The organism is Vibrio splendidus, assembly GCF_003345295.1.
GTDB lineage: Bacteria > Pseudomonadota > Gammaproteobacteria > Enterobacterales > Vibrionaceae > Vibrio > Vibrio splendidus_K.
Window position 1 is genome coordinate 3,338,936 of the sequence record NZ_CP031055.1, and the last position, 18,855, is coordinate 3,357,790.

At 43.1% G+C, this 18,855-nt stretch carries 17 protein-coding genes and 1 riboswitch; of the genes, 11 read left to right on the plus strand and 6 right to left on the minus strand.

Going from position 1 to position 18,855, the window contains the following annotated elements; genetic code table 11:
* Positions 1 to 152: 152 nt before the first annotated feature.
* Positions 153 to 1,454, plus strand: a complete 1,302-nt coding sequence (gene envZ / locus DUN60_RS15030) for a two-component system sensor histidine kinase EnvZ (protein ID WP_114634188.1) — start codon at positions 153 to 155, stop codon at positions 1,452 to 1,454.
* A gap of 260 nt (positions 1,455 to 1,714) precedes the next feature.
* Here envZ and recG read toward each other — a convergent pair whose 3' ends face one another.
* From recG to gmk, 4 genes are all read right to left on the minus strand, one after another.
* The gene (recG, locus tag DUN60_RS15035; RefSeq protein ID WP_114634189.1) at positions 1,715 to 3,793 is read right to left on the minus strand and encodes an ATP-dependent DNA helicase RecG; all 2,079 of its coding nucleotides are present in this window, start codon (positions 3,791 to 3,793) and stop codon (positions 1,715 to 1,717) included.
* Positions 3,794 to 4,156: 363 nt separating this feature from the next.
* Positions 4,157 to 6,283: a bifunctional GTP diphosphokinase/guanosine-3',5'-bis pyrophosphate 3'-pyrophosphohydrolase gene (gene spoT / locus DUN60_RS15040; RefSeq protein WP_004735646.1), complete on the minus strand. Its 2,127-nt coding sequence runs from the start codon at positions 6,281 to 6,283 to the stop codon at positions 4,157 to 4,159.
* A 45-nt stretch (positions 6,284 to 6,328) separates the two neighbouring features.
* Positions 6,329 to 6,601: a DNA-directed RNA polymerase subunit omega gene (rpoZ, locus tag DUN60_RS15045; RefSeq protein WP_004735648.1), complete on the minus strand. Its 273-nt coding sequence runs from the start codon at positions 6,599 to 6,601 to the stop codon at positions 6,329 to 6,331.
* Positions 6,602 to 6,880: 279 nt separating this feature from the next.
* Positions 6,881 to 7,504, minus strand: coding sequence for a guanylate kinase (gene gmk, locus DUN60_RS15050; RefSeq protein ID WP_017109197.1), 624 nt, complete (start codon positions 7,502 to 7,504; stop codon positions 6,881 to 6,883).
* Between the two features lie 348 nt (positions 7,505 to 7,852).
* Positions 7,853 to 7,952: riboswitch (purine riboswitch) on the plus strand.
* A gap of 58 nt (positions 7,953 to 8,010) precedes the next feature.
* On the opposite strand from gmk, the gene DUN60_RS15055 reads away from it, so the two are divergent.
* Positions 8,011 to 9,381 carry an NCS2 family permease gene (locus tag DUN60_RS15055; protein WP_065207346.1) on the plus strand — a complete coding sequence of 457 codons (1,371 nt, stop codon included), beginning with the start codon at positions 8,011 to 8,013 and terminating at the stop codon, positions 9,379 to 9,381.
* A 269-nt stretch (positions 9,382 to 9,650) separates the two neighbouring features.
* Here DUN60_RS15055 and DUN60_RS15060 read toward each other — a convergent pair whose 3' ends face one another.
* Positions 9,651 to 10,220, minus strand: a complete 570-nt coding sequence (locus DUN60_RS15060; protein ID WP_114634190.1) for an outer membrane protein — start codon at positions 10,218 to 10,220, stop codon at positions 9,651 to 9,653.
* A gap of 309 nt (positions 10,221 to 10,529) precedes the next feature.
* Between DUN60_RS15060 and DUN60_RS15065 the strand changes: the two genes are divergently transcribed.
* The 5 genes from DUN60_RS15065 (at position 10,530) to cspE (ending at position 14,186) form a co-directional block, all read left to right on the plus strand.
* Complete coding sequence (locus tag DUN60_RS15065) at positions 10,530 to 11,354, plus strand: winged helix-turn-helix domain-containing protein (protein ID WP_114634191.1); 825 nt, start codon at positions 10,530 to 10,532, stop codon at positions 11,352 to 11,354.
* A complete protein-coding gene (locus tag DUN60_RS15070; RefSeq protein ID WP_114634192.1) occupies positions 11,345 to 11,839 on the plus strand; it encodes a hypothetical protein in 495 nt (164 codons plus the stop codon). The genes DUN60_RS15065 and DUN60_RS15070 overlap by 10 nt, the downstream gene beginning before the upstream one ends.
* A gap of 393 nt (positions 11,840 to 12,232) precedes the next feature.
* Positions 12,233 to 12,658 (plus strand): phosphate-starvation-inducible protein PsiE, encoded by a 426-nt coding sequence (locus DUN60_RS15075; protein ID WP_017079068.1) that lies wholly within the window; start codon positions 12,233 to 12,235, stop codon positions 12,656 to 12,658.
* A 212-nt stretch (positions 12,659 to 12,870) separates the two neighbouring features.
* Positions 12,871 to 13,503 carry an alternative oxidase gene (locus DUN60_RS15080; RefSeq protein WP_114634193.1) on the plus strand — a complete coding sequence of 211 codons (633 nt, stop codon included), beginning with the start codon at positions 12,871 to 12,873 and terminating at the stop codon, positions 13,501 to 13,503.
* 470 nt (positions 13,504 to 13,973) lie between these two features.
* The gene (gene cspE / locus DUN60_RS15085) at positions 13,974 to 14,186 is read left to right on the plus strand and encodes a transcription antiterminator/RNA stability regulator CspE (protein ID WP_004735656.1); all 213 of its coding nucleotides are present in this window, start codon (positions 13,974 to 13,976) and stop codon (positions 14,184 to 14,186) included.
* Between the two features lie 465 nt (positions 14,187 to 14,651).
* Here cspE and DUN60_RS15090 read toward each other — a convergent pair whose 3' ends face one another.
* Complete coding sequence (locus tag DUN60_RS15090; RefSeq protein WP_114634194.1) at positions 14,652 to 15,317, minus strand: GGDEF domain-containing protein; 666 nt, start codon at positions 15,315 to 15,317, stop codon at positions 14,652 to 14,654.
* A gap of 435 nt (positions 15,318 to 15,752) precedes the next feature.
* Between DUN60_RS15090 and DUN60_RS15095 the strand changes: the two genes are divergently transcribed.
* The 4 genes from DUN60_RS15095 to DUN60_RS15110 all read left to right on the plus strand — a co-directional run bounded on the left by DUN60_RS15095 (position 15,753) and on the right by DUN60_RS15110 (position 18,839).
* Complete coding sequence (locus DUN60_RS15095) at positions 15,753 to 16,082, plus strand: hypothetical protein (protein WP_016788402.1); 330 nt, start codon at positions 15,753 to 15,755, stop codon at positions 16,080 to 16,082.
* A gap of 330 nt (positions 16,083 to 16,412) precedes the next feature.
* Positions 16,413 to 17,399 carry a helix-turn-helix transcriptional regulator gene (locus DUN60_RS15100; protein ID WP_016788401.1) on the plus strand — a complete coding sequence of 329 codons (987 nt, stop codon included), beginning with the start codon at positions 16,413 to 16,415 and terminating at the stop codon, positions 17,397 to 17,399.
* Complete coding sequence (locus DUN60_RS15105; RefSeq protein ID WP_016788400.1) at positions 17,380 to 17,772, plus strand: tellurite resistance TerB family protein; 393 nt, start codon at positions 17,380 to 17,382, stop codon at positions 17,770 to 17,772. The genes DUN60_RS15100 and DUN60_RS15105 overlap by 20 nt, the downstream gene beginning before the upstream one ends.
* Positions 17,773 to 17,774: 2 nt before the next feature.
* Positions 17,775 to 18,839 carry a hypothetical protein gene (locus DUN60_RS15110; protein WP_048663072.1) on the plus strand — a complete coding sequence of 355 codons (1,065 nt, stop codon included), beginning with the start codon at positions 17,775 to 17,777 and terminating at the stop codon, positions 18,837 to 18,839.
* Positions 18,840 to 18,855 lie beyond the last annotated feature (16 nt).

Genomic DNA, 18,855 nt, shown 5'->3' on the forward strand with positions numbered 1-18,855 from the left:
CTCTATATCAGCTTCATCGGTTCTGTGAATCAGAATTCTATATTTACGGGTCATCTCATTAATATGCGATGGCCCGTTTTGTATTCAGCACAATGGTTTACAGCTATAGTTCCCATTATATCCCTTTATCATCCCCTCAATTTAGGTCTTCTATGCGCATACGTAGCTCCTTTACTCAGTCGATAGTACTCTTCTTAACCCTGTTGGTCGCTAGCCAAATCTTTTCTTATTACGCGGTGTTTAACTATGCATTGATGCCGAGTTTGCAGCAGTTTAATAAGATCTTGGCTCATGAGTTAAACCTTGTGTTGGACCAAGGCACTGACATGGATATCGAGATTGATGCGCCACTACGTCAACGTGTGCTTGAGCAGTTAGGAGTGACGGTTCACGCCAAGGACAGCGAAGCCGCGGGTGAGTATTACCATGCGGTAGCAATCGACCTGATGAGTGAGGAGATGACCAAAGAGTTGGGCTCTGAAACCGAAGTACGGCTGATTCTAGGCAAAGAGAGCTACGTGTTGTGGATGGACATCGCACAGCTGCCTAACTCCTTGATTCGTATTCCTCTGTCTGAGCTACAAGAAGAAGACTTTGCGCCTCTTTTCCGTAACAGCCTGATCATGGCGATGTTGATTGTCGCGGGTGGCTGGCTGTTCATTCGCTTGCAAAACCGGCCTTTGATAGCGCTAGAGAAAGCCGCCCAAGGTGTGGGGCGTGGTGATATTCCACCACCGCTACCAGTACAAGGTGCGCAAGAGATCCGCTCGGTAACTCGAGCCTTTAATCAGATGTCGAAAGGTATCCAAGAACTCGAAGAAGACCGCGCTTTGTTGATGGCAGGTATCAGTCATGATTTACGTACTCCGTTAACGCGTATTCGCTTAGCGACCGAGATGATGTCGCCAGAAGATAGCTATTTAGCGGAAGGGATCATCAGTGATACCGAAGAGTGTAATGAGATCATCAGCCAGTTTATGGATTACCTAAAGCCCGTTGATCGAGATTCATTCCAAGAGGTATTTGTCGATGATATTGCCCGAGAAGTTTCTAGCTCTGAAGGTGGCTACGAGGTACAAATTGAAACCGATATACCAGATTCGATGAAGCCTGCACTAGGGAACCCGATCGCGATGAAGCGTGCCGTGAGTAACTTGGTGGTGAATGCGCTGCGCTATGGCAATGGTTGGGTCAAGGTATCGACTGGCATGACGGCCGATAATAAACTGGCTTGGGTGACCGTTGAAGATAATGGCCCGGGGATCCCGCAAGACCAAGTCGGTAAGTTGTTTGAACCGTTCACGCGTGGTGACACCGCTCGTGGCAGTGAAGGGACAGGTTTAGGCTTAGCGATTGTGAAACGTATTGTCAGCCAGCACCAAGGTGCCGTGGTGGTTAATAACCGCAGTGAAGGTGGCTTAAAAGCGCAGATCAGTTTTCCTGTGAAGCCTTAAATATCATCAGTATGTATTATGGCGACGGGGTCGGTTCGGGGAACTGTTAAGAGATCCCCGACTCGGTCATTCTTCCCTCTCGGGGATGACGAATTGCTAACCATGGACTTTGATGATGAAAGTTTACTTTGATCGTCATTCCCTATCGTGAGGAACGAGCGAATAGGGAATCTCGCTCTTACTTGATGAAAGTAACGCACACTAAAAAGGCTTCCTTAAGGGAAGCCTTTCTACGTTCTGGGCGATGGTAACTTGGCTAATTAAGCTTTAGAGTAAACATCGCGTTCACCCAACCAACGGTTGATGATCGCCTTGGCATTGTCTGGGTAGCTATCGTGAATATGACGAGCAATACGTTGCACTTCTGGGATTAAACGTTGGTCACGAATTAGATCAGCGATCTTAAAGTCGGCCAAGCCAGTTTGTTTGGTACCGAGCAATTCACCGGGGCCACGGATTTCTAAGTCGCGCTGTGCAATCACAAAGCCATCGTTACTTTCACGAAGCACACCTAAGCGCTTCTGAGCGGTTTTAGACAGTGGCGAGTGATACAGCAGTACACAATGGCTTGCGACTGAACCACGGCCAACACGGCCACGCAGTTGGTGCAGTTGTGCTAGGCCAAGGCGCTCTGGGTTCTCGATGATCATTAAGCTCGAGTTCGGTACATCCACACCTACTTCGATGACGGTTGTAGCGACCAACAGGTGCAGCTTGTTCTCTTTGAAGTCTCGCATCACCGCTTGTTTCTCGGCGGGTTTCATTCGACCGTGCACTAAACCAATTTTTACGTCAGGCAGTTTGCGTTGCAGCTCTTCGGCGGTATCAGCTGCAGCTTGAGCTTCCAGTACTTCCGATTCATCAATCAACGTACACACCCAGTAGGCTTGTTTGCCTTCATTGAGACACGCATTTTTCACGCGCTCAACAATGTCATCGCGCTTGGTATCAGGAATCGCCACGGTTTGAATTGGTGTTCGCCCTGGTGGCAGTTCATCAATAATAGAAGTTTCAAGGTCGGCATAGGCCGTCATTGCTAACGTTCGTGGGATTGGGGTGGCGGTCATGACTAACTGATGGGGGTAGTAGCCTTGCTTTGCGCCTTTCTCACGTAGCTCTAATCGCTGGTGGACGCCAAATCGGTGCTGTTCATCAATGATCACGAGACCAAGGTTTTTGAACTCGACATGCTCTTGGAATAGGGCATGAGTACCGACCACCATCTGCGCTTCACCACTGGCAATACGTTTTAGTTCAGTTTCACGAGCCTTACCTTTGAGTTTACCTGCCAGCCAACCGACTGGAATGCCCATCGCCTCAAACCAATTGGCAAAGTTAATCGCGTGCTGTTCTGCCAATAGCTCGGTTGGTGCCATCAGTGCCACTTGCTGACCATGTTCGAGTGCGCGAACGGCTGCCAGTGCGGCGACTAAGGTTTTACCTGAACCTACATCACCCTGTACTAAACGCATCATAGGGTGTGGCTTTTCAAGGTCGGCTTCGATCTCTTTAGTCACCCTTACTTGAGCATTGGTTGGTGAAAACGGAAGTTGAGCTAACAACTTATCTTTGAGGGTGTTTACCTGAGGGAAAGGCATCGCTTTGTCTTGCTGTCCTTTGCTACGAACAGACAGCATCGATAAGTTCTGAGCCAGTAGCTCTTCCATAATCAGGCGTAGCTGCGCAGGGTGTTTACCTTCATCAAACAACTCTAGGTCAATGCCTGGAGGTGGCCTGTGAATGGTATGCAGTGCTTGCGCGAGGGTAATTTGGTGATCGTATAAACCTGATGGTAGCAGCTCATTCACCGCGGCTTTATCGATCAGTTCTAATGCTTGGTCGGTGAGGTTACGCAGCGTGACTTGTCTTAGCCCCTCCGTGGTTGGATACACTGGAGTCAGATTGGCTTCAACATCTGGCTGTTGCCTAGGCGCAAAGAATTTGTAGTCGGGATGGACAATCTCCAGCCCCATGTTACCGCGCTTGATCTCACCGTAGGCATGCACTTGTTTGCCTTCGACAAAGTTATTCTTCATTCCTGCAGTAAAGTTGAAAAAGCGTAGGGTAATGGTGCCGTTACCATCGCTGATCTTTACCGCCAACATCTTACGTTTACCGAAAATGGTATCGACATGCATGACCTTGCCTTGCACTGCTGCCCATAAACCTGCATGCAGTTTTACGATGGGATAGATACGCGTTCGATCTTCATAGCGCAAAGGCAGGTGAAACAGCAGGTCTTGTACATTGTTAAGCCCAACCTTCTCTAGTTTCTCTGCGACTTTAGCGCCGACTCCAGATAAAGAGTTGAGAGGGATAGCAGATAAAAGCTGTGACATAACAAGGCTCATAAACGTAAGAGAGATAATCTATTCAAGCATTTTACTGGATTTTTGTACAGGGTAAAGCTTAGAAGCAGATGAGGGATGAGAGTGCACGAGATTCGAAGGGAATAAGAGCAGATGCGGGATACGGGTAAACGAGATGCGAAGAGATTAAGAGCAGATTCGAGATGCGAGTAAACGAGATACGAAGAGATAAGAGCAGATTCGAGACTTGGGTAAGCGAGCTAAGAAAAGAACAGGGCGGTACAAAAAATTAAAGCAGACTCGAAATACGAAGAGTTGAGGTGGTGAAAAGCTTTTGCTCTTCGCATCTCGAGACTCGTATCTCTCATCTGCTTTATTTATCTGCTGTTAGATCTAGTTCTTACGACGTTTTACTTTCAGCGCGTGTGGCATCACACGTAGCTTTTTCATAATACTTGCAAGATGAACACGATCTTTGGTCGTCAGCAAGATAGTCACTGTGTACAGGCGTCCATCACGTTCTTCGGTTGAAATACCGTGAATGTTTGAGCCCGTTTTCGAGATAACGTTCGTTAACTCTGCCAGTGCACCTTGGTGGTTTTGGATGTCGATCTGAAGTTCAGCTGTGAACTCTTGATCGTAATCGTCAGACCATTCCACCGCCATGTATTTGTCTGGTTCTTTTTGGTAGCCACGGACGTTTGGACACGTTTCGCGGTGAACCACAAGGCCACGACCTGGAGATACATGAGCAATGATGTGATCGCCTGGGATCGGGTGACAACAATTTGCAAAAGTCAGTAGTAGACCTTCAGCTCCGCGGATAGCTAGTTTCTTCCTAGGCGCATCGCTGTTGTTTTTCACTTCAGTCAGTTCGTCAGCATCACCCAGTAGGCGACGAGCAATGACGATACTCATCAGCTCGCCAAGACCAATCGATGCTAGCAAGTCTTCAACGCTTTCTAGACGTAAGTCAGACAATACATGCTCAAGGTTCTCTTGGCCAATATCGGCAATAGAGTGTTCACCAAGTGCGTGATTCAGTAGACGACGGCCTAGGGTAATCGACTCTTCACGGCGCATTGTCTTCAGAACCTGACGGATCTTAGTACGAGCACGAGAGGTCACCACGTAGTTGAGCCATGCTGCATTCGGACGTGCGCCCGGAGCACTGATGATCTCAATGGTTTGACCGTTCTTCAGCGATTTGCTGAGTGGGTAAGGGTTCATGTCGACACGAGCCCCTACACACATGTTGCCGACATCGGTATGTACCGCGTAAGCAAAATCGACCGCTGTTGCACCCGCAGGAAGTTCGACGATGCGACCTTTCGGCGTGAACACGAAGATCTCATCTGGGAACAGATCAGATTTAACGTTTTCAATGAATTCGAATGAGTTACCTGCGCTTTGTTGAAGCTCAAGTAAGCTCTGCATCCAACGCTGTGCTTTAACCTGTGCGGTTGTCCCATTACTACTGCGTGAGCCACTGCCTTTATAAGACCAGTGTGCCGCGACACCTTTGTCGGCCATTTGCTCCATATCTTCGGTACGGATCTGAACCTCTACAGGTACCCCGTGAGGGCCGATCATTGACGTATGAAGAGATTGGTAGCCGTTGGCTTTTGGTACCGCAATGTAATCTTTCATGCGGCCCGGACGTGGCTTGTACAAGCTGTGAGCCTGGCCAAGTGCGCGATAACAAGTATCTGGGGTATCAACCACTACGCGGAAAGCGTAGATGTCCATAATGGTGTGAAAGCGCTGCTCTTTGGTTTTCATCTTGTTATAGATGGAGAACAAGTTCTTTTCACGACCTACGACGCGAGCAGACAAACCGACTTCTTCAAGACGGCCTTCAATTTCGCTATGGATACGTTGGATCATTTCCTTACGGTTACCACGCGCAGCTTTCACTACATTTCTGAGTACGCGATAACGGTTAGGGTAGAGGGCTTCGAAGCCCAACTCTTCTAGTTCGGTCTTGATGTTATGAATACCAAGACGGTGAGCTAGCGGAGAATAGATCTCTAAAGTTTCACGAGCAATACGACGCTTTTTGTCAGGACGAAGTGCCCCAAGCGTACGCATGTTGTGAGTACGGTCAGCTAATTTGATCAAGATAACGCGGATGTCTTGCACCATGGCGAGAACCATCTTACGGAAGTTCTCTGCTTGCGCTTCTTTGCGATCACGAAATTTAAGCTTATCCAGCTTAGATACACCATCAACCAGTTCAGCAACGGTATTGCCGAATTGAGCTTCTAGCTCCTCTTTTGTAACTTCAGTATCTTCAATTACATCGTGGAGTAGGGCGGCTTGCAGGGTTTCTATATCCAGACGCATTTCTGCCAGGATTCTTGAAACAGCAACAGGATGGATTATGTATGGTTCACCCGTTGAACGGGTTTGCCCTTCATGGGCATTTCTCGCTACCACATAAGATTGACGCAGAGCCTCAATTTGAGGCTCTGTTAGGTATTCTTGGGCAACGTCTTTGAGGCTATCGAATAGATACAAATTAAAGGCCCGGAAGGTTAATTAGTTCGAATGACGTTGATTCTATCAGCGAGTGTGAGCGATGCTGCTTACTGCTGCAAGTTCAGCCGCTTCTTGCTCTTGTTGCTCTTGACGCTCACGAGCATCTAGTACGTCTTTAGTGATAAGACCTTCTTCGATTTCGCGAAGAGCGATAACCGTCGGCTTATCGTTTTCTTCAGGCACTAGTGAATCTTTGCCGCCAGTTTGCATTTGACGTGCGCGGCGAGCCGAAATAAGAACTAGGTCGAAACGGTTGCCAACTTTTTCAACAGCGTCTTGAACAGTTACGCGTGCCATGAGGACTCCAAATAGTAATTAACTAATAAATTTTATATGACGAGAAAGTATACAAGTTTAACTAGAGACTTTCTAGCTCACCGTATACTTATCTCAATGGAAAATCCAGTTATACCAATCACAGTAAATAAGTGCTCAGAGATAGCGCCGGAAAAAAGTTTGAGAACAAGGCAGAACTTTTCGATAAGTAGTGACCCTACAATCAAAAATTATAACGACGTTATCAGGCTTTTTAGCAAGCTAGAATGACCAGTTGTTTACTACGATTGGTATCAGAGATTATTCCGCTAGTAGTGCTGTAAGCATGCCGCTGTATTTAGCTGCTTGCTTATCTTCTTTTAAGCGTTCCGCACGAATGATTGCTCTGAAGTCCATTAAGGCTGCATCAAAGTCATCATTCACGATCACATAATCGTATTCTGCATAGTGAGAAATCTCTGATTTTGCTTCGCTCATGCGTTTCGCAATAACTTCGTCGCTATCTTGACCGCGAACATTTAAACGACGCTCTAGCTCACCATTTGATGGTGGAAGAATGAAGACACTCTTCGCTTGAGGCATTTGTTCACGGATCTGACGAGCACCTTGCCAGTCGATATCTAGGAATACATCGATACCGCGGTTTAGGTTTTCTTCAATCCAAACACGTGACGTACCGTAGTAGTTGCCGAATACTTCAGCATACTCTAGGAACTCACTCTTCTTGATGAGATCTTCAAAGTGATGTTTCTCTACAAAGTGGTAGTGAACACCATTTTCTTCACCAGGGCGCATACCGCGAGTGGTGTGTGAAACAGATACCTTCATTGCGTAGGTTGGATTGGTTTCCAGCATTGCTGAGATCAAGCTCGATTTACCTGCGCCACTAGGTGCAGATACGATGTAAAGAGTACCTATGCCCATCTGTATATTTCCACTGTTGGTTGGATTGAGTGAGGGCGATAAACCGACACTATAAAAGATAGCACTGACCCTAATTTTTGTTCCGGTGGTGCATCTACTAATTGTTTCGGTGGTTACATCTATAAAGAGGTAACGAGTGAAACTAATCGAGACAACTGGTGAAAATTAGGTCAGAAAAATGGAGGCGAAGAGTAGCATATTTAGATGATTGAGAACAACTGGCTTGATCGTTATTTATCAGCGAATGATCTTTTCAAGGATCTTTGTATAACTGCAATGACTCGTCATCTTCACTTTTTTATGTGATCTGGACAAAATTTGTTGAAGTTTTAATCTCAATCCTTACAATCCGCGCAAACGATTAAATGCTGTATATATCTAGTGATATGGACTAGATGTTTCTACTACCGAGCCTACCTTGGTGACTACAGTTTTTAGTGTAGAGACCCCTCTATTCTCACAGCATTTGAATCTCAAATTTTTTAATTTATTACATAGGTTTTGTTGTGAATACCGACTCCACCCTGAAAGCCCAGAAAACATCTGGTTCGCTTGACACCATGTTCAAACTCTCAGAGAGAAAGACCACGATCAGCACTGAGCTATACGCAGGTTTTATTACCTTTCTAGCGATGAGTTATATCTTGGCGGTTAACCCAGCAATTTTGGGTGGTATCCCGGGGATGGACAAAGGGGCTGTATTTACGGCTACCGCTCTTTCTGCTGCTATCGCAACGCTTATCATGGGCATTTGGGGTAACTACCCAGTGATGCTGGCGCCAGGTATGAGCATGAACGGCTTCTTCAAAGGCTTACTGTTAAGTGGTTCAGTCGCTGTACTTTGGAATGAAGCGCTATTTGGCATCTTCCTATCGGGTATCCTTTATCTCGCTTTCTCATTGACCAATATTCGTAAGTCGATGATTGAATCGATTCCTGAAGATTTGAAGTTGGCGATTACCGTATCTCTCGGCTTATTCATTGCTTTCTTAGGACTTAAGAATGCAGGCATCATCGTGTCTAACCCGTTTGTACTGGTTGGCTTAGGTGACATCTCAGACCCACAAGTGGTTATCGCTTATGTGAGCATCTTCATCGCTCTGGGCTGTATGGTTCGTGACATTAAGCTGGCAACGTTTATCTCGTTTGTTTCAGCGATTGCATTGACGATTTTGGCTGATGTGTTCTTAGGTACATCAAACGCACCAATCCCAGATCAATTCGTTTCTATGCCACCAAGTATGGCGGGCAGCTTCGGTGCGATCTTTGATTTCTCAGCTTTCACCCCTGAGAAAATGTTCGACCTATTGTTCATCGTCCTTATCTTCCTGATTGTCGATTTCTTCGATGGCTTAAGCACGATTGTTGGTGTTGGTCGTGATGCGGGTATCATCGACAAAGATGGCAAGGTACCAAATGCGAAATCGGCTTTAGTTGCTGATGCGGGCGGAACAGTGATTGGTTCGATTCTTGGTACCACATCGATCACTGCTTTCTCTGAATCGGGTATTGCCTCTTCTCAAGGTGCGAAAACAGGTTTAGCGGCAGTCATGGTGGCTGGCTTATTCCTAGTGTCTCTATTCCTATACCCAATCTTCTCTATCTTCTCAGCGGCAATGGTCGCGCCTGCGATGGTAGTGGTAGGCATCTACATGGTGGGTCGCCTTGGTCAGATTAACTGGGAAAAGAAAGAGTCACGCATTGCGGCTTTCTTCACCATCATGTTTACAGTGCTAAGCTTCTCACCAGCAAACGGCATGGCGATGGGCTTCATCAGCTACGCATTTACTATGGTTGTGGCAGGTAAGCGCAAAGAAGTACACCCACTTATCTACGGCCTGTGTGTGGTGTTCTTAACTTACCTGATTCTTCTATAAGGTTAATTCGCCACTACCAATTAGCCACTAAAAAGTCGCTAAGTAAAAGACAAACAGATGGCTCTGCAGTGAATGTGGGGCCATTTTTGTATCTGTTGTATCTGTTGTATCTGTTGTATCTGTTGTATCTGTTGTATCTGTTGTATCTTAAATTTATGCTCGTTCTTGCTGAACGTTGAGTTCAACTTACCGCCATTCTGCTGATGTTCATCTAAAAAGGGCGACGGTGGTCGCCTCTTTACGTTTACTAGCCAACGAAGTGTTCGTTATTAGAATTTGTACGTTGCGCCAGCGTAGAAGCTACCAAGTTGGACGGTCACATCATTGTATAACCAGTGGCCAGTATCAACGCTGAAGGTATCAACTTCGTAAGCCACACGGAAGTTTAGGTTCTCAAGGCTTGCTGGTGTGTATTCTACACCTGCGCCCAGACGCAATGCTGTTTCATCTTTGCTACCATAGTCATCAATATCAAATGAAAGCTGCGTTAGACCTATGGTACCAAATGGACGCCAACCGCTATCAAAGGTATAGCCAAGGTTTGCAGCAATAGATATGCCTGCTGTCTCGATAGCATAACCTGACAAGCCTGGTGCTGTTATATTACTGTATTTGGTGAATTGTGTTTCAACGCCAACAATGCGGTTAAATTGATAGCCACCAATCAACTTAACCGTTGAGTATTTTGTTTCTAGTGTAGAAAACGCGGCATCGTCATCGTAAGTTGTGGTACCAAAACCACCACCTAGGTAAAAGCCAGATACGTCTTTCTCAACTGCTTGCTCTTGGGCACTGGCAAAGGCAGAAAATGCTGCCAGAAGGATCACTGCTTTTTTCATTAAATTCATCTCATCGGGGATAAAAAGTGGTGTGCATTATGTGTTCAATGGCAATATAAAACTAAAGATGGAATTCATATAAACTTCATGAGTTGTCGGTTTATTGATGATTTTCCTTTTATATGTTTTTATCTTTATTGCATAATTCATTGATATAGTTGATGTTGTATTTTTTCTGTAGGAACTTTTGCTTTAGGTAGATGGATTGTACTCAATGCTTACGCAGTTGACTTGGTAATGGTAGGATCCAGTTCTTCACGCGTGTGTTTTTTTGGTTACGTGAGCCCTAATTTCGGTAATAGTGAGTGTATGCATAGAGTCTGTTTTTCCAATTTGATTCTCGATCCAACGACTCTAACTTTATCGAATGCCGATGGTGAATGTATTCAATTACGCCCGCTTCCATATGCAGTGTTGAGCTTGTTACTTGAAAACCAGGGTGCTCACGTTACTCGTGAACGACTATTTGAAACGTGTTGGGGGGGCGCATTAGTCACTGACCAAGCGATAACTAATGTCATTTCAGGTTTAAGGAAAAACTTCGAGCAGTTGGGCGCGCGCGATGTCACCTTGAAAACAGTCAGCAAAATTGGCTACGTTCTGAACATTCACAGTGGCAAAGAGCCGATTAAGAAAATAGGAAACCGAGCAATTCGGGTTAGCCAAGAGCAAGAAATCGTTTTAGAAGAGGTGAGCCTTAAGCCTGCCCCTACCTTGAAAATGAACATGTATTCTTGGCATGGGTTTGTAACGGTATTGCTGCTAGCCTGTTTGGTGTTCGTTTTTTTTACTAAGCCTTTTATCCGAAAGCCACAGTTTCTCCAGCCTAGTGAGTATCAACATTTTCAGATTGGCGTGACCGATTTTTATCTTTATGACAGTGCTTATTTAATAAGTGACGGTCGACTGCTCGCATATGAATTAGCGACTCAATCGTTTCCAACCTGTCATGCGGATATGTATCTGCGAATCGCAGAGTCTGCTTATGACGACGACGTTTATATGATTAAAACTTTTGCTTTTGCGAAACACGGCAGTAAGAACGCAAGCTACGTGAATCATTCGGTGAGTATTGATGATTTATCAGAGACGGTGGTGAAAGCAATTAGGAGGGCTCGATCAATATGCGGATAAAATCGGTCGTCGTTTTCAATATTGCGCTTGCTACCTGTGTCATCGGTGTGGCGTTGTATCAGTGGAAGTTTGAGCAACAACAGTTAGCGGGTAGTCGTTGGGCATGTGTTCAGCTTGATGAGGGGTTTGTTTCGCAAGGGTATCGTCACTATCAAGAGATCGCTGATCGCTCTATTTTAGAGTTTACCTCAAATGACAGTTTGCTGATTTTTCAGAAAGGTTATGTTCAGACACTTGTAGGAGAAACCAAGCCCTACGAAGTCTATTATGAAGCAAACTACATTGCTGAGAATGGTCTCCTATCGGTTGCCTATCAACATATCGACTGGAATCTAAAGCCAACTGGCAATGAGATCTTTGTTCGTGATATGGACGCTCTGATAAGAGCTAAAATTGAACTGATGTATAAAGTGAAAGGTGACCAGTTGTTTTTGTTCAGTAAAGGGCATGCAGAAGAGAGGAATCATATCTGCTATTCCAAATGACGATTTTGAACCATAGTAACTCCGATATCAGCGTGTACTATTATGACACTTTCAAACCTAGGCACTTAATTTAATTGAGTTTATTTTTATTGGTTTTGGTTTGTATAAAGAAGTGCATCCACTTATCTACGGCCTGTGTGTGGTGTTCTTAACTTACCTGATTCTGCTTTAAGGCTAATTAGCCACTAAAAAGCCGCTAAGTAAAAGACAAGCATATGGCTCTGCAGTAAATGTGGGGCCATTGTTTTATCTGTTGTTTCTTACCTTTGCTTCTTCCTGGTGGTTACCGATGAATTGATGGCGTTATCCCCAAGTCGATGCTTTGACAGTACGCGACTTATATTGATGCATGCTATTGTAGAGACTGGATTAATTATTTTTTGAAGAGTGACTATGCCTTCTAACTTGCCTAAATCTTTTAGTAAGCCGTTTTTAAAAGTATTCCACATTATGGAAGCGGTATTGCTGGTGGCGATCACACTGGCGACCTTGTTTGCGATGGTCGAAGAGTTCATGCATGTCTTCGCTGAACGCCGAGTGCAATTGACCGACATTCTGCTGATGTTTATCTATTTAGAAGTGTTGGCGATGGTTCAGCAGTTTGTGATGAACGGTAAGATCCCAGTGCGATACCCCATCTACATCGCGATGATGGCAATTGCTCGTTATATCACTTTAGGCATGAAAGAACTCGATGCGGTATTGATCGTTTGGTTATCTTTAGCGGCATTTATCTTGGCCGCAGCAACACTCTTGATTCGTGTTGGGCATCATTATTGGCCATATGTCGATCTAAGAACCAAGCAGCCGGATGAGTAAATCAATCAGGTTATAAGCTAATAAGAGCCCAGCCATGTTGCTGGGTTTTTTATTGCCCTCGACGTGTCTAAAGGACATAAAGATGTCTTTTTAATTACGGTAATTGTGCTGTCAATAAGACTCTAATTGTTGTTTTTACCTTGATGTACAAGGGTTTGTGTCTTGGCATGAATGTTGATTAGTAAGTAATAGACTCATATAAGGAACACGCTATGCATTTTGAAAGCACTCATTATAAACCTGAAATCTTCTCCGAAAAGGTTGCACTTCTTGTTACTCGACTTCTCAAAAAGACACTTAACTTGTTTTATGGAAAACACTTAGCCAAACGAGCCATGCTGTTAGAAACCATAGCGGCGGTGCCGGGCATGGTGGCGGGAGTGTTCAACCACCTCAAAGCTCTGCGCCGCATGAAAGACGATGGTGGTTGGATCAAAGAGCTACTGGACGAAGCGGATAATGAACGGATGCATTTGATGATTTTCCTTACCGTTACCAACCCGTCCATTATAGAGCGCATTTTAGTGATGCTATTACAGTTCATCTTTCTACTCATCTATGGATTGATTTACTTAGTCTCATCTAAAACGGCACATAGGATTGTTGGGTATTTTGAAGAGGAAGCTTGTAATAGTTACTCCGAATATATCTCGAAAATTCAAGATGGCACGTTGCCCAATCATCCTGCGCCTGAAATTGCGATTAAATATTATCGCTTACCCGAGAATGCTACGTTTTTGGATGTGCTTTTCTGCATAAGGGAAGATGAAGCTAAACATAGAGATAAGAATCACGACATTGCCGATCTCTATAAAACCCAAGACTTACCCGATCATCAGTGCTAATCATCAAAAAGACATAATGATGACAAATAAAGCTCAACAACCAGAAAATAAGGTCGTCTTAATTACTGGTTCAAACCTGGGATGGGGTTGAGCTTTTCTATGCATACTAGAAATACGGACTTACCTGAGGGGGAGTGCTTAGAGAGTCGTACTATGAGTAAATTTCTTAAGATCAAAGCGTTATAAATGAGCTTAATGGCGTAGTAGGGCTGTAATTTAAGCCAACCGAACAAAAAAACATCAATTATTTTCAAATAAAGCTTTACAACCCGACCCAGATCACCAAGAATGGCCTCGCTCTGTTTTCAGAGTTATTAAATGAAACATCAGTTGTAAAGTAAAACCCTTAGTATTGCTTCATTGTTATTCTCAGTGTTTCCCTTGGCTTCATAGATACATTAAATAATTCAAGCTTTCAGCGCATCGCACTTTTGGCGATTAATTTTTTATTTTTATATAAGGGACACATCATGTCTAACAAAACAAACGGCGTAGTAAAATGGTTTAACGAAGAGAAAGGTTTCGGTTTCCTAACTCAAGACAACGGCGGCGCTGACGTATTCGTTCACTTCCGTGCTATCGCATCTGAAGGTTTCAAGACTCTTAAAGAAGGCCAACAAGTGTCTTTCGAAGTAGAGCAAGGCCAAAAAGGTCTTCAAGCTGCAAACGTTGTAGCTCTATAAGATTTTAAGTCGGCGCAGGTTGCATTAGCAACTTGCGTCACTTTCTCCCTTAAATCTTTCCCCTCTAGTTCCACCTGTAATACCCCCTCAAAATATTCTAAAATCCTTTGCTACATCCGCTTCTCTGTTCTATCTATAGCTGTGTCTATCTTTATCTCTTGCTCCAAACAAATCTCCTGCGTAACAACCTGCTCACTTACTCATCCTGATTGGCATTATTGTATCCATAAAAAAAGCCCCTAAAACTAGGAGCTTATCTTGATCTAATCAACACTGTTAGTTAATCAACACTGATTCAGCTAATGGCTTATTCACAGCGTGTTACTGACAAACTGTTATTCAATATTCTGGATCTGAATGTTGATTTGTTTATTAAAATCTACTTATATCAATTCCTTAGTTTTGAAATTTTGGTTTTTATATTTTATAACCACCATTTTAACCCCCGCTTGGTGTTGTTTGTGCTTATAATTTTTGAGCGGGTCGTTTTTTACTATGTTTGTTTTTATACATATCTTTATCTGCTCTCTCTATTAGTTGCTTTACATCTAAATGTTCAGTTTCGCTTGTTTTGTGGTGCACGTAAGAGCCAAATGAAACAGAAAGGTAGAAATGCTCTCCATCAATACGTATCGGCTCCTGAAGCTTAGTTTTTGTTTGTAAGTAGTTGCACCAACTTGTGGTCTTTTTTTGATCGTAGTTTGGGAGAATTGCGATGAACTCATCTCCTCCAAACCTAGCTATTGTTTGATTTGGTAGTTGCATTTTTTTCAAGATCTTACCTAATTTCTCAATCATCCTATCGCCGATAACATGCCCTGCAGAGTCGTTAATTTTTTTCAATTGATCTAAGTCGATAAAGACCAGTGAGAAGGTTTCAATACCATTATTTTTTATTAGAGACTCTATGTGTGTAATACCTTGATCACGAGAAGATAAACCAGTCAATAAATCAATACTTAAACGCTTCTCTAAAAGTGAAACTCTATTTGTAAGCCGTTGGTTTTCAAGCTCTAAGGTTGAAACTTTGTTTAATATGTTTTTAAGCGCTTCATCACTATAGAGGGGCGTACTTTTTTCATCGATAAATGAAATGCTACGGGCATGAATATGGCTTTTACTTTTTGACATATCGTTACCTTCAATACCTTGATTGATATTAGGTTACTTTTTTGTGCGGCAACTTGTGTCGTAGTGGACTATCAAATGAAGCTATTGTTAAGACCACCTTTTCAGCGACATAAGTTGTCGCATTCAATCGTAGACTGTGTGATTAGTAGTGGAGTTTTGTTTCTAATTTTATTAGTTTGTATTGAACTCATTTTATATGAGCTCTCGAAACATAAGCAAAATGAATAATTTTTATTAGTCACTTCGTAGTGCTCTAAGAGAGCGTAACCTCTTAATAAAAAAGACCTTTAAAGAGTCGAACCATTAAGGCTGTTCTGTTGTGAGTATGGTGGGCTCTGAAGCATAGTTTTTAGAGGCTGTATGTTTTAGTCGTATTGATAGGTTGTTTTACTACAAAATAAACAACGTCGAGTTAACAGTTGGTAAGGAGTAATTATGGGATTTTTCGATTCATTGGTTAGTGCAGGAAAATCGGCAGTTAAAGCAGCAGGTGATGCCGCTTTGACTCAAACATTGGAGCAGTGGGAAAAAGTAAACCGAGCACCAAGTGAGCGAGTCAGGGACTACTATGATAGAAATAATCAGCAAGAAAGAAACTCTCCTTTAAAAAGGGCTCTGGCCATTGCTGCATTACAAGACCGTAATCTGTTTTTAAAAGATCAAGAAGCGAAGAGATCTCTTCTTCGCTTTAGAGAAAAAATAACTTTGGAAAATAGTGAGAAAGCAAAAAGCTTAATTAGAGCTATCGATAATTTAGAAAGATAATATTATTAATTTTCTCTATACCCCTCATGGCTAAAGGTTATGAGGGTGTGACAATGTTCTCTACGCAGTCCCATTAGATGTTTCATCTAACTCTTCTCTAGCGCCCTAGTTTTGTAGCTGATATCCGCTAATTCACGTCATAGATATACCGCACTAAGTAACGTTATTTTTTGAACTATTTTGGGGTGATCTTTGTACGACATAACTCGTCGCTAAACCCAAATATAATTTGTGTGCATTGAGTCACATGAATGATTAGTTGCACATGTATAGTATCAGCGTTCTCATTTGTGGAACACATATCACAGTTGGTTTGAATCACGGAATTATTTGGCTTTGTCTAAAAGAAAAAGTACACAAGACTCATTGGTTCTTGTGCTCGAGATACTTAAACGAATACCTAAACACAGAAAGATAACCGCTCTGGAAATACGAGAGCAGTTAGAAGCTATAGGTATTTCGAGAGATATAAGAACAATACAACGCAACTTAGAGATGTTGAGTGAACACTTTGCCATAGATAGGGATACTCGTTCTAAGCCTTATGGATATAGTTTTGAAAGAAGTAGTCACACCTTAGGAGCTAGCTCGCTCAATGCACATGAATCTTTACTCTTGGCTCTAGCAGAGAAGCACTTAAAGTTATTGCTACCAAAAGATGTAATGCAATCACTAAGACCTCACTTTACAGAAGCTAAGTACAACCTCGAGTTCGACCCTAAAAATCATAAAGATCGGGTGTGGAAAGACAAAATTAAAGTAGTGACAGAGTCTCAACCTCTTCTAGCGCCAAAAATTGATAACAAAGTTTTAGAAAGTATAAGTAAAGCATTGTATGAAGATCGTTTATTGACCGTAACCTATCATAATGCTAATAAGCAAGTTAGGACATCTACAGTTATGCCGTTAGGCCTTGCACAGCAAGGGGTTCGACTATATCTAGTGTGTCGGTTTGAAGGGTTCAATAATGAAAGAAGCTTAGCCGTTCATCGTATAAATGATGCGATAGTCTCGTCATTTAACTTCAAGAGACCGGAGAGCTTTTCATTGGCTAAATACGATTCTGACGGAAGGTTTGGTTTTGGCGAAGGTGAGTCGTGTCAAGTTCAGTTTGATATAGATAAACAAGCTGGATACCACCTTGTGGAGACACCGTTATCGGAAGATCAAGCCATAGAAGAGTTGGAAAGTACCTATAGAGTGTCAGCCACAGTCATTGATTCATTCTTACTTGATAAGTGGCTTAAGAGCTTTGGAACTGACGTTTGTAATATTTATAAAAAGAAAGGAAATAGCAATGTTTATTCAGCATCTTAATGATGAACAACAAGCTGCATTATATCACTTCTCCAAGGAGTTAATTGCAGCAGATGGATACGTTGATGAACGAGAAACGCTACTATTGGACGGAATCATTGCTCAATGCAATAACAGTGCAGATTTAGAACAAAAATTTGATATTAAGCAGATTCCTGAAATTTTTTCAGAAAAGGCGCAGAAAATGGCGTTTCTCATTGAATTAGTTGGTGTTGCTTACGCGGATCAGGTGATTGAAGAAAATGAAGACAATTTGATAAAAAATGTAGCGGAAGCTCTAAGCGTGGAGCTGTCACTCATCGATGAGTTAAAGGATTGGGTTCAACGCCAGATGGCTCTTGTGTTCGAAGCAGAAAAATTTTTGGAGAAATAGACATGCCATTACCATTTATTTTAGCAGGCGCAGCTGTTGCTGCAGCGAGTTATGGAGCTAAAAAAGGCTATGACGGGTACCAAGATAAATCTGAAGCAAGTGATATTATCGAGTCTGCAAAGAGAAAGTACGATGAAGAGAGAACGATCTTTGACGAACAGAACGACCAGACAAATAAAAGTTTAACCAGTCTCGGCGAGTTCCAATTACAAGTTGGTAATGATTTTAAAGAGTTCAGAACTATTGCAGAAAAGCTTTTAGTTAAATTGAACCAATCCAACTCTAAAGACCTAGAAATTGACTTCCCTCAGCATAAGCTTGATGAGATAGATGGTCTCGCGTTATCTACAACAGCTTACATGAGTAAGGTTGCTGGTGCTGGTGCTGCTGGTGCTGCCGCTGCATATGCTGTATATGGTGGCGTTATGGCTATGGCTGCCGCTTCAACAGGAACACCGATTGCCGCTCTATCTGGCGCAGCTGCATACAATGCAACTATGGCCGCTATTGGAGGAGGTTCCCTTGCTGCTGGTGGCTTCGGTATGGCTGGAGGTGCGATGGTTCTTGGTGGTGTTGTTGCAGCTCCTATTATGGCGATTGCTGGGTGGGCTTTTGCCTCTCATGCGGAAGAAGCATTGAGCGATGCAAGAGAAACTCGAGCAGAAGTTAACGAAGCTGTAGGCAAGATGGTACAGGGGCGCAAACAATTAGCCAAAACTAAGCTATATGTCGATAGGATTTACGCAGAAATAGATCGTCTGTATTCAATATTTAGAGAATACTTTGATAGCCTAAAAGCTTTTGAACAATTGATCTCGAACAAAACGGATATTTCCAAATTTGAAGATGAAGTAATTCTTCTAATTAAAAATGGCTACCAAATTGCAGCAATCCTCACTGATATCATTACAACACCGTTGTTTAAACCTAAAAAAGATGCACAGGGTAATGTGGTGTTAAATGATGAAAACATCGTTGAAATCGAAACCGATAGCGATGGAATGCAAGTGATCAATGAGTTTGGAATAAAAGCTACGCTTGCAAAGTCGAGTAACACTCAAAAATAAGTATTGTTCTCGCGGG